The sequence below is a fragment of the Spirosoma areae genome, from assembly GCF_054781775.1.
In genome coordinates, this window is record NZ_BAAGTT010000026.1 from 163161 (window position 1) to 177077 (window position 13917).

The 13917-nt window shown below is 51.8% G+C and carries 15 protein-coding genes and 1 tRNA gene; 6 read left to right on the forward strand and 10 right to left on the reverse strand.

Annotated features, from left to right (window positions below):
- Positions 1-61: 61 nt before the first annotated feature.
- The 4 genes from ACYVI1_RS13580 to ACYVI1_RS13595 form a co-directional block, all read right to left on the reverse strand.
- The gene (locus ACYVI1_RS13580) at positions 62-493 is read right to left on the reverse strand and encodes a hypothetical protein (protein ID WP_460910985.1); all 432 of its coding nucleotides are present in this window, start codon (positions 491-493) and stop codon (positions 62-64) included.
- 23 nt (positions 494-516) lie between these two features.
- Positions 517-1080: a helix-turn-helix domain-containing protein gene (locus tag ACYVI1_RS13585; protein WP_460910987.1), complete on the reverse strand. Its 564-nt coding sequence runs from the start codon at positions 1078-1080 to the stop codon at positions 517-519.
- A 71-nt stretch (positions 1081-1151) separates the two neighbouring features.
- On the reverse strand, positions 1152-1592 hold the full coding sequence (locus ACYVI1_RS13590; RefSeq protein ID WP_460910989.1) for a 5-fold beta-flower protein: 441 nt from the start codon (positions 1590-1592) through the stop codon (positions 1152-1154).
- 353 nt (positions 1593-1945) lie between these two features.
- The gene (locus ACYVI1_RS13595) at positions 1946-2392 is read right to left on the reverse strand and encodes a hypothetical protein (protein ID WP_460910991.1); all 447 of its coding nucleotides are present in this window, start codon (positions 2390-2392) and stop codon (positions 1946-1948) included.
- A gap of 293 nt (positions 2393-2685) precedes the next feature.
- Here ACYVI1_RS13595 and ACYVI1_RS13600 point away from each other — a divergent pair, with 293 nt between their 5' ends.
- Positions 2686-2940: a four-helix bundle copper-binding protein gene (locus ACYVI1_RS13600; protein ID WP_460911194.1), complete on the forward strand. Its 255-nt coding sequence runs from the start codon at positions 2686-2688 to the stop codon at positions 2938-2940.
- Between the two features lie 82 nt (positions 2941-3022).
- Here ACYVI1_RS13600 and ACYVI1_RS13605 read toward each other — a convergent pair whose 3' ends face one another.
- Positions 3023-4075 carry an exo-alpha-sialidase gene (locus ACYVI1_RS13605; protein WP_460910993.1) on the reverse strand — a complete coding sequence of 351 codons (1053 nt, stop codon included), beginning with the start codon at positions 4073-4075 and terminating at the stop codon, positions 3023-3025.
- Between the two features lie 182 nt (positions 4076-4257).
- On the opposite strand from ACYVI1_RS13605, the gene ACYVI1_RS13610 reads away from it, so the two are divergent.
- Positions 4258-4767: a hypothetical protein gene (locus ACYVI1_RS13610; RefSeq protein WP_460910995.1), complete on the forward strand. Its 510-nt coding sequence runs from the start codon at positions 4258-4260 to the stop codon at positions 4765-4767.
- A 32-nt stretch (positions 4768-4799) separates the two neighbouring features.
- Complete coding sequence (locus ACYVI1_RS13615) at positions 4800-5291, forward strand: ISAs1 family transposase (RefSeq protein ID WP_460911196.1); 492 nt, start codon at positions 4800-4802, stop codon at positions 5289-5291.
- A 595-nt stretch (positions 5292-5886) separates the two neighbouring features.
- Here ACYVI1_RS13615 and ACYVI1_RS13620 read toward each other — a convergent pair.
- Positions 5887-5968 (reverse strand) — tRNA-Leu (locus tag ACYVI1_RS13620).
- A gap of 150 nt (positions 5969-6118) precedes the next feature.
- On the opposite strand from ACYVI1_RS13620, the gene ACYVI1_RS13625 reads away from it, so the two are divergent.
- Positions 6119-6529, forward strand: a complete 411-nt coding sequence (locus tag ACYVI1_RS13625) for a DUF3127 domain-containing protein (protein ID WP_460910997.1) — start codon at positions 6119-6121, stop codon at positions 6527-6529.
- A 79-nt stretch (positions 6530-6608) separates the two neighbouring features.
- Positions 6609-7352, forward strand: coding sequence for a hypothetical protein (locus ACYVI1_RS13630; RefSeq protein WP_460910999.1), 744 nt, complete (start codon positions 6609-6611; stop codon positions 7350-7352).
- Between the two features lie 47 nt (positions 7353-7399).
- On the opposite strand, the gene ACYVI1_RS13635 is transcribed toward ACYVI1_RS13630, so the two are convergent.
- A complete protein-coding gene (locus ACYVI1_RS13635; RefSeq protein ID WP_460911001.1) occupies positions 7400-8209 on the reverse strand; it encodes an SDR family oxidoreductase in 810 nt (269 codons plus the stop codon).
- Between the two features lie 85 nt (positions 8210-8294).
- A complete protein-coding gene (locus tag ACYVI1_RS13640) occupies positions 8295-10517 on the reverse strand; it encodes a T9SS type B sorting domain-containing protein (RefSeq protein WP_460911003.1) in 2223 nt (740 codons plus the stop codon).
- A gap of 101 nt (positions 10518-10618) precedes the next feature.
- On the opposite strand from ACYVI1_RS13640, the gene rlmD reads away from it, so the two are divergent.
- Positions 10619-12064 carry a 23S rRNA (uracil(1939)-C(5))-methyltransferase RlmD gene (rlmD, locus tag ACYVI1_RS13645; protein ID WP_460911005.1) on the forward strand — a complete coding sequence of 482 codons (1446 nt, stop codon included), beginning with the start codon at positions 10619-10621 and terminating at the stop codon, positions 12062-12064.
- Between the two features lie 88 nt (positions 12065-12152).
- Here rlmD and ACYVI1_RS13650 read toward each other — a convergent pair whose 3' ends face one another.
- Together ACYVI1_RS13650 and ACYVI1_RS13655 are read right to left on the reverse strand one after the other, a co-directional pair.
- Positions 12153-13172: a helix-hairpin-helix domain-containing protein gene (locus tag ACYVI1_RS13650; protein WP_460911007.1), complete on the reverse strand. Its 1020-nt coding sequence runs from the start codon at positions 13170-13172 to the stop codon at positions 12153-12155.
- A gap of 79 nt (positions 13173-13251) precedes the next feature.
- Complete coding sequence (locus tag ACYVI1_RS13655) at positions 13252-13836, reverse strand: phosphatase PAP2 family protein (RefSeq protein ID WP_460911009.1); 585 nt, start codon at positions 13834-13836, stop codon at positions 13252-13254.
- Between the last annotated feature and the right edge of the window lie 81 nt (positions 13837-13917).

Sequence of the window (13917 nt, forward strand, 5' to 3'; positions counted from 1 at the left end):
AAATTAAGTTAAACGATGGGTTGACGGCCGAACGGCTTTACTGCCAATCATCTGATATGGCTTAGTGATGTTGCGCAGCATGGCCGTCATTCGACTTGATTGGCATCAGGTCGAATGACGCCGAAGCCGATTGCCCGCCGATAGTGACATTAATCACCGCTTTGTGAAAGGGTTTGGTTTTGTCCAGCGTTGCGGTAAACTGCTCTTTACCGCTGGACGTTAATTTGGCCGTTGTCACCCTGCCATCGGGCGTTTGTAAGAGAGCCGTAGCAGATGCACCGGTTGTTGGCAGTGTTTTCTGGTTGGCATCAAGTAGGTATACAGTCAACATGCCGTTTTTTTGTACCAGTTCCAGATGGTAATTACCCGCCGATTTGACTATTCCGCCGTGTGACGAGGCATGTTTGTGGTCAGCCGATCCGTGTTGATGCTGAGCCAACGCTGGCGTCAGGCTCAACAGGAACAAGGCGAGAAAAGCAAGGTTGTTCTTCATGCTAGTATTCATTTATAAGTAACTTATATCCAGTCTAATGGATTGCGGTCGGAGGCAGTTTGCCCCCGGTAGGTAGCGGGTGTCAGACCCGTTATCTGCTTAAACTGGTTAGAGAGATAGGCCACACTACTATACCCCAATTGCCGGGCAATTTCGTTGATGGGTATTTCGTCGTAGCTTAACAGTTCTTTGGCCCGTTCGATGCGCTGCATAATCCAAAACTTTTCGATGGTCAGGTTCTCCGTTGTCGAAAACAGGTGACTCAAGTGGGCATAATCCAACCCAACCTGACTGGCTAAATAGTCAGACAGGGTGGTTTTCAGATTGGCGATGCGTCCACTTTGAATCAGGTCAATAATCAGCGTCTTGACCTGGTTGACGACTCGTGCGGTTTTATCGGTGAGCAGGGCAAACCCATGACCTTCCAGCACTGGGCCGATGAGTGCCAGGTCAACCGGCTCCTCGATGGTAACCCGCCCCAACTCGACCTGCGCGACCCTGTAGCCTAGCCGTTCCAGTTCATTTCGCACGACCCAGATGCAGCGGGTACACACCATGTTTTTAATATACAGTTCCTGTACAGCCATACGCAGAAATTCCCATTACACAACTAAGCGTCCGAATTGTCGGACTGTCATTTCTGGGATAGTTAACGTGTTTAATTCATGTGTTTACGGCCCGCCTGAAAGCAGTGCAACGCACAGGCTGTTCCTTTATAGCTGTCATGAACGTTGCCGATTTTGTTACCCTTCGTATCGAAAATGTCGCAGGTCTCATCAGGATTATCTTTAATGGTGAACATTAGATCGCCATTGGCATTCATATACGTTTTGCCATCCTTCCCCATATGACCCATTTTTTTACCGGTTTTGGCATCAACTAAGTTGCCTTGTCCATCGACAAAGGCGATTTTGTTGCCCTTCGCATCATTAATCATCTGGTCTTTGGTGACCAGCCCCATAGCGGTGCCTTTACTGTCTTTAATCTGACCACTGGCATTAATGGTCATGGGTTGTTTGTAATTAGCCGATTGGCTAAAAACGAATAAGGGCATCAGCAACAAAGCGGAAGCAAGAATAAACATTTGTACTTGTCTCATAGCATTCGAGATTACTAGATTAAACTGATTTGAGGGCATGGTACAACGTATGTGTACCAACGAGTGTGTTGACCTGTCCGGTCTGGGTAATCTGTCGAAAACCCCCATCGTAGAGCATATATGGTATGAACCCTGCGTGTTAGTCGTGGTCCTATCAAACCCATCAAAAAGTCGAAGTCTATTAAACAGGAGCCGCATCAAGGGTATTGGCTGGTTGTCCCCTTGTACGCGTAGCAAAGGATATGGCCAAAGCAGATACCCAAATTATTGCTGACGTTCAGAGGATAATAAGGCCAAAGCCTGCCTACTTAGCTTTATAAAAAGCCATCAGTTAGCGCCAGGAATAAACTGGCTCAGATAAGCCAGGTACAGAGGGAAGTCAGCCGGAAACGTCCCGTTCGATGCAAGGGGTCGTCGGCAAGGGGGAGTACAGAAGTAGCGCTCTCTACAGGAAGCAAAGCCGCCAGTAGTAATTGAAACGCGGGATTGGAAATAAATTCAATGGCCCCAGGGGCAGCAGAACCTTGCTGGTCAGTTAGAAAACGGCTAACATCGAGGTGTTCATACGAAAGTGTCGTTTTGCAGCAGGGAATTTTTTTAACAATCGGTTGACCCGAAATCGGAGCCGGAGGCTCATTTGTCTTGCAGGGCGTAGCGCATCCTTTCCTGGTTAGAAGTAGTGATTTGGTATGTCCCCGCATCTGGCACCAGTGTTCCACTATACCAAATCCCGTGCTACTAACCAGGACCAGGAGGGCCAGCCAGCAGCAGATGAATCGGATAGGGAGGGACGTTTTCATATATACACCTTAACGACTACAAAACTACGTGCTTTTTCAGGCACGCTATTACAGGATTAGGGATAGTCTTTACAATATTTATAGATGTGGGCCATAACAGGAGGAAATGGGAAAGCCTACTTAACCTATCTATACTTAAGGTGTTATCCCATCAATCTCAACTAAACTGACTACTGCGTATGACAACCTCTTTAACTCCCTCAACCTACCAAACTTGCATCGATGCCTGTGAGGCCTGCGCCGTTGCCTGTGATGCCTGCACCGAAGCCTGCCTCGGTGAACAGGATGTTAAGATGATGGTGAATTGCATTCAGCTCGACCGCGATTGCGCTAAAATTTGTTATATGGCTGTGTCATTCATGGCCAGCAGTAGCCACCACGCGGCTGATGTTTGTCAGCTCTGCGCTCACCTTTGTGAAGCTTGTGCCGCCGAGTGCGAAAAACATGCTGCCCATATGGACCATTGCCGCCAGTGCGCCGATGCGTGCAGAACATGCGCTGAGGAATGTCGCAAAATGGCTCAGGGCGCTCATGCTATGAGGGCTTAACAAATTCACCAGTACATAAATCCCCTGAATCAGTTGATTGATTGGTTCAGTGGATTTATGCCGTCAGCTTACGGACTTGTACTCAGTCCAGGGTAACCGAATTCATCATCACCTGCCCATCTGTTTCCCAGACGCACAACGCCGTTTTACCTGTTACAGCCACACTGGGCATTTGACCTTTTCCGACTGAGATGGCCGAGTTTTCGGCTGACTTAATCCAAACGCTGCCGCCTTCATCCCAAGCCAGGACGGGTCTGGCTGTTCCCGAAGCGAGCGTTACGTTACGACCCGTCGTAATGGGTTTTTCCGGCTCACCCGGCGAACAGGTGTACAGCGTATTTTCGCGTCGCCAGGTTGTTAGGGGCTGACCGGTTGCCGACAGTACGACCGCTCCTCCATCCATCGGGCAAGCGGTTAGTTTCCAGTTACCCATGCCCAATTTTTGAGCAGTTGCGTAGGTCTTACCACCATCGGAGGAATGAGCCAGGTATAAATTTCGGGAACCATCAAGCCAGTTGCGGAACTGAACATAGACATCGTTGTCTTTAGCGGCAATCGACACTTTACAGCACTCGCAAACGGTGCCATCCGGTGAGTGGTAAATAACTTGATTGGCGGACCAGGTACGCCCGCCATCCTGAGAGGAGGCTCCGACAATTTTATTCTTCTTATTGTCACGCAGGTCAAGCCAGGCCGCATGGAAGGTGCCGCTGCCTGTACCGGCTACGGCCTGAAACCCCTCTTTCGCTATTTGTGGTACATCATTGATCCGCACGGCAGGTGACCACTGATTGGTGGCCCGGTTAAGCGAATAAGCAAATACATCCCCTTGACGATTCACGGCGGTAATGACAATATACTGGTTGGTAATCGCTACCTGAGGACCTCGCTTAGCTCCGGCCACTAAATTCGGCAGGGTAGCTACCTTATATGGTGAGGAAAAGGAGATAGTTTGGTTTTTGGCCGTAGCGTAATAGATCGTTGAATCCTGACCATAGACAAGATGTACTGAGCCATTGGCATCGGCAACAACAACGGGTAAATGCCCTGACGCAACTTTTTGAGGGGCTGTTGAGGATTGAGCTTTTACCGAAAGAACCCATAGCTGTAATAGAAAAAAGAATAAATAGCGCATGGCAAAGGGGAACAGACAATTGAATTTATCAACATACTAAAGCTGACTTACCTGAATATTTAATTATAACTTATGCTTTTCCTATGTTAAAACAAGTGGTTATCAGCCTATACAGGGCTTTCTTATAAAAATAGCAGGGAGTAATTGTAGCCCTACTTTTGTGGTTACGACACTACAAAACCATGACTACGGCTCCCTGCCTGGCTAAAACTACGACTTTTTATCAACTCATTGACCAAACACGGGGGCTTGATACACGCGACAATCGAGGCAAACGACATACTATGGCTCTGGTAATAAGCGGCTTAGTACTTGCCCTATGTTGTGGTCGAGACGGGAAACTTTCCAGCCTGCATCGCCATATGGTCAACCATCATCAAGTACTTTGTGAAGCCACTCAACGGCCTTTTACAAGGCCTATTTCCCGCGCTCAACTGCCCATCCTGTTAGCCAAAGTCAACGGCCTGCTCTTGGCCCAACTCCTCTTCAAGTGGTTTGGTCTGAAATTGGATGCTGACCAAAAACGCTGGTTTGCCCTTGACGGCAAGGAACTCAGAGGTAGTATTCAAGCCGGTCATACACGAGGGGAAGCCTGCGTGTCGGCACTGGCTCATGAGTCGGAGCAGGTGGTGAGGCCATTGTATTACAATGGCACCAAAGAGAGCGAGCGGCCAACAGTCCGCACCTGCTGAATGAGAGTGGCTTATACAATCAAAAGCTAAGTCTGGATGCCCTTCATCTAATCCCCCTGACACTCAACGCCATTCACGGGGCCAAGGGGGTCTATGTCGTGGGCGTAAAATCAAATCAGGCCCACTTGTACCGCTATTGTAGCTGTAAGAGCCTTTCTAGCAAAGCCACTTATAAACGCCCGGATGCGCCTAAGCGGGGTCACGGACGCATTGACCAGCGTGAGTATGCTTGTTTTACCGTTAGTGGCTCATCGTTGGCTACCCGCTGGCAGGATGCTGGCATAAGCACCTTAGTCCAGGTGAAACGAATCCGGCACGATTTAGCGGGTAGCCCGTTGAGTGACGAGGTCAGTTACTTCCTGAGTAATATCCGACCTGCCAGCCAGTCCCAGGCAGATGACTTGTTTGATGCCATTCGGCAACACTGGCGTATTGAAGTGATGCATTATCAGCGCGATATGACCTTATCAGAAGACGCTTTGAGGACAAGCAATGCGGCTGTGAGTCGGTTGATGAGCCGCTGACGGACATTGACTATCAACTTGCTAAAGCGGACAAAAGCCAAGAACATGGCCGCACAAGTGGATGAGTTTACTGATAAAATTCACACCTTACTTGAATTCATGGCTCAGGAATTGGTTTTATAAGAAAGCCCTGTCAGCCTATAGTATTACTCAGTTTCCTTCAGGTCAAAAATAGCTCGAACAGACAAGTGTAACTCGTCAAGTGAAAGTGGTCAATACTTAGGTGATTTGAATGAAATAACCGGGTCACCGATGCGATTCCTGAATTATCTCATTCTTACCATTTTTCCACTTTCATTTGAGGACGAACAATAAGTTGGCAGGGAATCAACTAAGCGTTCGGGCTGGATTCTGAGGGTTTTGCTCCATTAGGATTACCCAAAGGCATTCTGTCGTCACGAGTGAGGATGATGTTTGCCTTGGTCGAGTGAAACCAGCAGAAGCAGTCTCAAAAAAATACGCATTAGATGGTTCATAAAGGAGTTTCTGTACGACAGGACTTAAATAGATTTTACTTGTGCAAACCAACGTGTAAACCGAACAACAAAAAAGCACTTACAAATGATTGCAAGTGCTTGGTTTTAAGTTGTTTGTGTGACCACGGGGAGACTCGAACTCCCATGCCTTGCAGCACCACCCCCTCAAGATGGCGTGTCTACCAGTTTCACCACGTGGCCATTTTTTTATGGAGGTGCAAATATAGCGGTCCTGTCATCTTTTGCCAAACAGAGCCAGGAAACTTTTGCTTTTTTAGCATAGCATGGCCAAAAAGTGGGTAAAAATTCGTACTTTTATAAGTCTGAATCACGTTTAAAAGTCCAATCTCTATGGCACTGGAATTAGTCGGAAAACTCATAAAAGTATTACCTGAAGTATCAGGACAAAGTCAAAAAGGCCCCTGGAGCAAGCAGGAATTTGTTATTGAAACGCTCGACGCTTCGTATCCCAAAAAAGTGTGTCTGACCGCCTGGGGCGATAAAGTGGCGGACCTGAAGCAGTTTGCCGATGGCGATACGCTCAAAGCTACCTTCAGTGCCGAGTCGCGCGAATACAACGAACGCTGGTACACCGAATTGCGGGCGTTCCGCATCGAACTGGCTGAAGGAGAGGGGGCTACGGCTCCCGCACCCCGTTCGGCTCCGGCGCAGCAACAGGCACGCCCGGCTGGGCAAAACCAACCCGCTGCTGTGTCGTTCAATTCAGCCTTCGAGGAAGAAAGCAACGATCTGCCGTTCTGAAAGTAGCGTGTGCAGTACGTAAAATGCGTGCAGCAGGCTAGCCTGCTGCACGCATTTTACGTACTGCACAATCCTTTGTATGGCTTTATTCCCTTCCCAACAGGCCATTCGCCTTAGCCTAAGTCTGCTGGTTTGCTTACTGGCTGAAGCAGTAGCCGCGCAAACGGTTTCCGCCGACTCTCTTCGACGGGCGGATTCGCTATTTGCCGCCGGCGATCAGGCAATGGCCGCCCGTATCTATGAAACGGCGCTGGCCGAGGGGAAGCGCGCTACCGATGCCATGTTGCTGAAACTGGCCAGTGCCGCTGAGCAGCAAACTGACATACCCCGCCTGTTGTATTACCTGGAAGTTTACTTTGAACGCAAGCCCGATGATGCCGTTCTGCGACGGATGAACGAGATTGCCCGTGCGAATAATCTGAGCGGTTACGAAACCGATGACCTGAATTATTTTTATCTCTTCTACCGTAAATACGGTGTTTATTTTCTGCTCTTTCTGCTTATACCGGCCATCTATGTTTTTTCGGTACTTATGCTGAAATTAGTCAGAAACCAGAGAGCACACATGCGGCAACGATGGGTCGTATTTGTCTACCTGCTGTTGTTGCTGATTTTCACCAACCTGCCCGAGGGGGTACAGTCGGGCATAACCAGCCACGACCGGGTGTTGCTCCGCACCGATCCGTCTGCAGCCGCACCTGTTGTTGATGTTATTGGCCGGGGCCACAAAGTGAACATTCTGGGAGCCAAAGACATCTATTTGCGGGTACTCTGGCACAATAATCTCTATTTCATCCGCCGGGATAATGTGTGGATCATTTAATGATAGAATAGCCACCGCAAACACTATTCAATCATTCAGGCATTCAATCATTGCCTCAGTGGCGAGTCTTTCTCTTTTGCTAATGTATTGAAAACCAGCCGGTCGGCTAAGCCAGGGAGCCACTTATTAATAAATACGGTGAGTTTGCCCTGCGTGGTCAGAATGAGTTCGCGCCTGCGGTTTTTTACTGCCCGCAAAATGTGATCGGCGCATTCGTCGGCACTCATCATGCTGCTTTCATCGCGCATGGTTTCGCCCTTTTCCTGTCCGTGAGCGTCAAGAGCCGACACCCGAATGTTCGATGCCGTGAAACCAGGGCAGGCTGTCAGCACGTGAACGCCCGTGTGCAGGAGTTCGGTTCGCACTGCTTCCAGAAACCCGTTCATGGCGAACTTTGAGGCTGAGTAGCCCGATCGAACGGGCAGCCCCCGATAGCCAGCAATCGACGAAATGCCCACAATGGACCCTTTCGATTGTAGAATGTAAGGCAGGGCATAGCGGGTTGCATAGACCGTTCCCATAAAATTAATGTCCATCACTTTCTGAATAACTGCCGGATCAGTATCAATCAGCATCGAGCGCATGGAAATGCCCGCGTTGTTGATGAGAATATCCAGTCGGCCAAAATGAGCGATGGTTTGGTCGATGAGTTGCTTCACGTCGGCCTCAATGCTGACATCGGCGGTTAGGGAAAGAACATTGATGCCCGCCTGGCGCAGTTCATTCTGAACGGATTGGAGGGCTTCGGCTTTTCGGCCACAAATCACAACGCTGGCTCCCTCACGCCCGAAGGCAAACGCCAGTGCCCGGCCAATACCCGACGAGGCACCGGTAATCAGAACGATTTTATCTTTCATACGGGGCAAAGGTAGGTAATTGGTTAACTGGTTGATTAGTGGAGTAGGTGAAGTAAACTACTCCATCAATCAACCAGTTAACCAATTAACGAATAAGCGTCAATGGCCCTTTAAAGGTTCGTTTGGAGGTTTGCAGGAGATAATAATACGTTCCGGCGGGTGAATCGGTACCGTACCAGCGGAACTTTGGGTCGGTGGAAGTAAAGACGACCTGACCCCAGCGATTCGTGATGTTGATTGATTTAAACTGTTCTTCGCAGGAGTTGGCGGGCATATCCTTGATGGCGAAGTAGTCGTTAAACCCGTCGCCATTGGGCGTAAATACATTCGGCACCTTGATTTCGGCGTTTGCTGATGGGTTTTTCACCACAAACGTGACCGTCGTTATATCGGTGTGCTTCGGCTGGCAGGAGCGGTCATCGACCACAAAATCGACCATGAAGGTAGCCTCGGCTCTCCCGGCCATCAGTTCGCAGGTGGGTTTCCAGCTAAAGGGCGATTGCAGCATAGGCAGGCCGGTTTTGTCCGTAAATGACATACCGGCGGCTTTCATGTCGAAGTCCCGGCCAGTACCCGTTAGCCGAAGGGTATCGCGGTCGGGGTCGTTGCCCAGCACGTCGAACGTAACGACCCCTGCCGAATCATCGGGGCTAACGGTCAGTTCGACCACCTGCTGCGAAAGCGTTGTCCGAACCGTTGGCGGCTGGCTGGGTATACCTATTGCCGCGAGGTTTACCGTGACGGTATCGCGCAGGTTGCGGTTGCAGCGCGTGTCGGTCACAATAAAATCGACGATGTATTCGGCCTTCGTCGCCTGGGCGCAGGCCGGTTTCCACGAAAACGGCTGCGATACCTTACCAACGCCCGATGCCGAGCCGAAGCTCATACCAGCCTGGGCCAGCGTGAAGCCCCGGCCAACGGCCTGAATGGTCACGTTGTCGTTGTCGATGTCGCTACCAAAGGCGTTGAAAGTCAGCGATGAACCAACGGTTATCTGGCTTTTATTGTTAGGCAGGTCGGTACCGGCAAGGGGTTTGTTATTCGCCGACGGTACGATGTTCAGCCGAACGCTAATGGTATCGCTCAGCCCCTGCGGACACCCGTCATCGTTTGCCCGGATGAGCAGCGTGATGGGCTTACCATCGCCCCCTACGCATCGTCCGAAACAGAATTTAGCCTGGAGCGTGTCGCGGCTGGTACGGGTCAGTAATTCGCCGGGGGTGAGGGTTAGGCCGGGCAGTGAGCCGCTCATGTTCGTAATCGTAATCCGCTGGTTGGGGTTAATATCCGTTACGAACAGAGCCAGGCAGTTGGTGTCTTTTTCGGCAATGGTCAGCACTGTTCCCTGCTCGTAAAAAGTCGATTGGCCTTCGGGCCGGAACAAGAGTTGGGGGGCGTTGTTTTTGGGGCAGTCTACTACCAGCACCTGGTAGTCGCGCCGGACAAGCCCGATTGGTCTTTTATTCCGGTATTCGATTACCTCGACCGAAAATACAAACAGCCCCACCCGGTCGGGCGTCACGCTGAGCAGGCCCGACCGCGCATCTACGCGCAGGGGAGCCGTTCCCGGAATTTCGTTCGCTACCGAAATGCCGCTGTTCCAGCGAACGGGCGGGTAGGGACCGGGGGGGAAAAGCGGGTCTGACTGTCGGTTCAGCGCGCCCGGATTTGGCACGGCCGATGTGCTGTAGCCGTTGTAGGGTGTCACGACGCTGTACGACAAACTATCGCCATCAGCGTCTTTCGCGCTGAAATCCAGCGTAAACGGTTGCCCGATACAGGCATAGTCGCCTTTGGGAATAGTAAAAACCGGCGACGAATTCGTGACTCTGCCCTGACCCGTCGACAGGGCTGGGAACTCCAGATAAAACGCGGACCCGGCGGCTCCCGGATTGATAATGTTGGCGATGATTCCATTGCGGCAGCACCGTTCCCACGACATGTAGTAGCCACCCGGATCGTTGAACACGTTGGGATCCAGGGTTAAATCGACACTGTGCCGAACCAGCCGGGTACGCAGATTGCCCGACGCGCAGGCCGGGCGTGTGTAGGGGACATATTCCGTACTGAGTCGGGTTAAGGGGACGTAGCCAATAAACTGGTTGGTGCGTTTGGCAAAAATACCCACCGTCACTAAGCCATCGTCGGCGCCGGGATCTCCGTTAACATCGTCGAAATACAGATTCAGATTGATTCGATGGGTGTAGAATCCCTGCGTGCCGAGGTAGCGGAGTTCCAACTCCCCCCCCACAATGTGAGTTGCCTGCGCCAATTGGCTCAAAACCAGCAGCAAACTGGTTAAAAACATTGGTTTCCAAAAAGCACGGTACAGGTTTGACATACACAGAAACGGTTCGGTATTGAGTCCGTCCGAAAACGGATGCTTAAATTAGCAGTTTTTTAGGACTTATGCGTAGGAAGATTCATAAAATGCCCGAACGGTTGGCAGGCGTCACGATTGATGCCGTTGCCGCCGAGGGAAAGTGCCTTGTACGGACCGAAGAGGGCGTTATTTTTGTTGAAAACCCCACTGGTGGGCCGGGCGTGGCACCGGGCGACGTGGTGGACCTGCGTATTACGAACCGTAAAAAACAGTACCGCGAAGCCGTTGCCGAACACCTTCATACGCGGTCGCCCCTGCGAACGGAACCCTTCTGTGAGCATTTTGGTACCTGTGGAGGCTGCAAATGGCAGCACATTCAGTACGGTGAGCAACTGGGCTTTAAACACCAGCAGGTGGTCGATCACCTGACGCGCATTGGCAAGGTGGCGTTGCCTGCCATCCGGCCAATTCTGCCCGCTCACCCAACGACGTATTATCGCAATAAACTCGAATTTACCTGCGCCGAAGGCCGATGGCTGACGCCTGCCGAAGTTCGTACCGACCGGCCAATGGACCAGCGGGCGGTGGGGTTTCACGTGCCGGGCCGCTTCGATAAGGTGCTGCCCATTCGCCATTGCTATCTCCAGCCCGACCCGTCCAATGCCATCCGGGAGGCCGTCGATGACTATGTTTTTCGGCACGATCTGACCCTGTATAACCTGAAAGCGCATACCGGTTTTCTGCGGACGCTCATTATCCGCACTGCCGATACTACGCAGCAAGTGATGGTAACGTTGCAGGTGGCGCAGGATAACCCCGACCTGTTGAACGGACTATTAACGCATCTGCACAGCCAATTCCCGCAGATTACCTCGCTGAACTACATCCTGAACACCAAGAAAAACGACAGCTATCAGGACCAGGAGGTGATTAACTGGAGCGGCAAACCGTACATTGAGGAGCAGATGGACGATGCCGACGGCCCCGTCCTGACGTTCCGCATTGGGCCAAAATCGTTCTACCAGACCAACGCTCAGCAGGCTCACACGCTCTATAAAGTTGCCCGCGACTGGGCCGGACTAACTGGTCGCGAGCGTGTATATGATCTCTACACCGGCACGGGAACCATCGCGCTGTTTGTGGCGCGCCGGGCGGGGCAGGTGATCGGCGTCGAGTACGTCGAAGCATCGGTAGCCGATGCCCGTGTCAATGCGGAGGTGAACGGGATTACCAACACCATCTTCGTGGCAGGCGATATGAAGGCCATCCTGACCGACGGTTTTTTCGACCAGCACGGTCGGCCCGAGGTGGTCATCACCGACCCGCCCCGCGCCGGAATGGACGAGGCCGTCGCGCGGCAACTGCTCAAAGCTGCCCCCGACCGGATTGTCTACGTAAGTTGCAATACCGCCACACAGGCCCGCGATCTGGGTATTTTAGACGAAGGCTACACGGTAGCCGACGTGCAGCCGGTCGATATGTTTCCGCACACGCATCATGTGGAGAATGTGGTGCTTTTGAGGAAGAAGTAGCCCCCAGGCCCCCAAAGGGGGTGTCAGTGACACAGCCTCTGCGGCTGGCAACCTGGCCCGTCCTGACACCCCCTTTGGGGCTTGTGGGCTAAAACTCCAGATACGGGGCTATCTTCTCGATGGTTTTGGTATCCAGAATTCGGATGGGTTTCAGCGACTCGGCGGAGGTATAGGCACCGTGCTGTTCGCGATAGCTGACGATGATCTGCGCCTGCCGACGCGACAAAAATGGGTGCCGGTCCAACTCGTCGGCAGTAGCCGTATTGACCGGAATCTTCCGAACGGTCGATTGAATCCTGCCGAATTTCTGTAGCTCGTCCAGGGCGATTGAATCCAGTCCGTAAATGTCACGAAACTGCTCCGTCGAGACGAAGCCGCCCAGGGCGTCACGGAATTTAACGATGCGCCCGGCCAGCGTTGCGCCAATGCCTCTGAGGGCAATCAACTGCGCGGTATCGGCGGTGTTGATGTCGAAGGGTTGAAGAACGGGTTTGGCTGGTCGTTCCGAAAACGCCGGTCGGCCACCCGTTTTTGCGTCGTTGGCATACGGCTTATTCGTGGCGAAGCGATTGCTGGTAAATGGTTTTTCGCCCGTCTCGTTGCCGAACCGGGCCGATGGTCCTGTTCCTTTTTCTTTAAGCGCTATATACGGTTCGAGTTGGTCGTAGAGGTCGGGCGGAAAATCGTAGATACGCAGCAAATCCTCTTTTTTGCGAAACTGCCCGCCTTTGCTGCGGTATTTGTCGATGCGCTCGGCCAGCCAGCGGGGGAGGCCCAGTTGCTGCCAGCCCGCCACGCTGACTGTGTTGGGGTCGAACGTAAAGAGTTTGGGCTCACTGAAGCGTTCGGCGGTGGTTTTGTCTTTGTCGGTCCGGTTGCCAAACTGAGGCTGTTTAGCTTCTTCGGCCTGCATGAGCGCGACGAGGCTATCGAGTTTGCGCTGGTCGGCGGGAGAAGTATCGTCGGGTTTTCGACTGGCAACGAGTTGATACGCGAATGGAATGAACAGACAGAGCAGCGTCAGGAAAAGCAGGACCAGAAATCCCCTCGACTCTTTATGGGAAAAGCCGAAATAATCGCGAATAAGCGACTGAAACCGGTTGAACATGGATAAAGCGTAGTTGCGTGGGTATGTAACTGTCGCAAGCTAAACTGTAGTCCTATTTTTTGCAACCTTTTTTAGGTTTTTAGTCAACAAAAGGCGCTTTGTTATACCCGGATCGCCCCTGCCATTTTCGGAAAATAAAAACGCAGAGCCTGGCGGCCAATATACCAATACCGGCACCGGTGAGCACGTCGAGCGGATAATGGGCGGCCACGTAGATCCGGCTGTAGGAGACAACTGCCGCCCACAAAAAGCTCCAGCGCAGCCAGCGATGTTGTTTGCCGAGTAGAAACCAGAGCGACGCGGCCAGTGCGAAGGTGGTGGCTGCGTGTGAGGAAGCAAAGCTATATTGCCCGCCACATTCCATGACCGGATGGATAAAGGTTTGCAACGCAAATTCGTGGCAGGGGCGAAGCCGGTGGGTGAGGGGCTTGAGTATGGACGAGGTCGTTTGGTCGCCAAGGGCCACAGCGGCAACAATCGTCAGCAGGAACCCTACTGCTTGTTTTCGATACCGATAAATGAGCCAGCCAATGAGCAGCGCGTAGAGGGGAAGCCAGCTATTGCGCTCCGTTATCCAGATCATGATCGGATCGAGCCAGGGCGTATAGCGTCCGTTGAGCCACAAAAACAGGTCGGTATCGAGTTGATTAAGCGTTTGTAACACGGGTCAGTACCACTTTGTGGTAAATATCCTGCATTAGGCTGAAAAATTGCTACTGCCTGAATAACAAAAAAACACCCTTTC

Excerpts from the sequence above, each read along its gene's own strand:
- ACYVI1_RS13610 (WP_460910995.1), top strand. The coding sequence starts at position 4,258 with ATGACTACGGCTCCCTGCCTGGCTAAAACTACGACTTTTTATCAACTC.
- ACYVI1_RS13635 (WP_460911001.1), bottom strand. The coding sequence starts at position 8,209 with ATGAAAGATAAAATCGTTCTGATTACCGGTGCCTCGTCGGGTATTGGC.
- ACYVI1_RS13650 (WP_460911007.1), bottom strand. The coding sequence starts at position 13,172 with ATGTTCAACCGGTTTCAGTCGCTTATTCGCGATTATTTCGGCTTTTCC.
- ACYVI1_RS13585 (WP_460910987.1), bottom strand. The coding sequence starts at position 1,080 with ATGGCTGTACAGGAACTGTATATTAAAAACATGGTGTGTACCCGCTGC.
- ACYVI1_RS13600 (WP_460911194.1), top strand. The coding sequence starts at position 2,686 with ATGATGGTGAATTGCATTCAGCTCGACCGCGATTGCGCTAAAATTTGT.
- ACYVI1_RS13605 (WP_460910993.1), bottom strand. The coding sequence starts at position 4,075 with ATGCGCTATTTATTCTTTTTTCTATTACAGCTATGGGTTCTTTCGGTA.
- ACYVI1_RS13580 (WP_460910985.1), bottom strand. The coding sequence starts at position 493 with ATGAAGAACAACCTTGCTTTTCTCGCCTTGTTCCTGTTGAGCCTGACG.
- ACYVI1_RS13640 (WP_460911003.1), bottom strand. The coding sequence starts at position 10,517 with ATGTTTTTAACCAGTTTGCTGCTGGTTTTGAGCCAATTGGCGCAGGCA.
- rlmD (WP_460911005.1), top strand. The coding sequence starts at position 10,619 with ATGCGTAGGAAGATTCATAAAATGCCCGAACGGTTGGCAGGCGTCACG.
- ACYVI1_RS13630 (WP_460910999.1), top strand. The coding sequence starts at position 6,609 with ATGGCTTTATTCCCTTCCCAACAGGCCATTCGCCTTAGCCTAAGTCTG.
- ACYVI1_RS13625 (WP_460910997.1), top strand. The coding sequence starts at position 6,119 with ATGGCACTGGAATTAGTCGGAAAACTCATAAAAGTATTACCTGAAGTA.
- ACYVI1_RS13595 (WP_460910991.1), bottom strand. The coding sequence starts at position 2,392 with ATGAAAACGTCCCTCCCTATCCGATTCATCTGCTGCTGGCTGGCCCTC.
- ACYVI1_RS13590 (WP_460910989.1), bottom strand. The coding sequence starts at position 1,592 with ATGAGACAAGTACAAATGTTTATTCTTGCTTCCGCTTTGTTGCTGATG.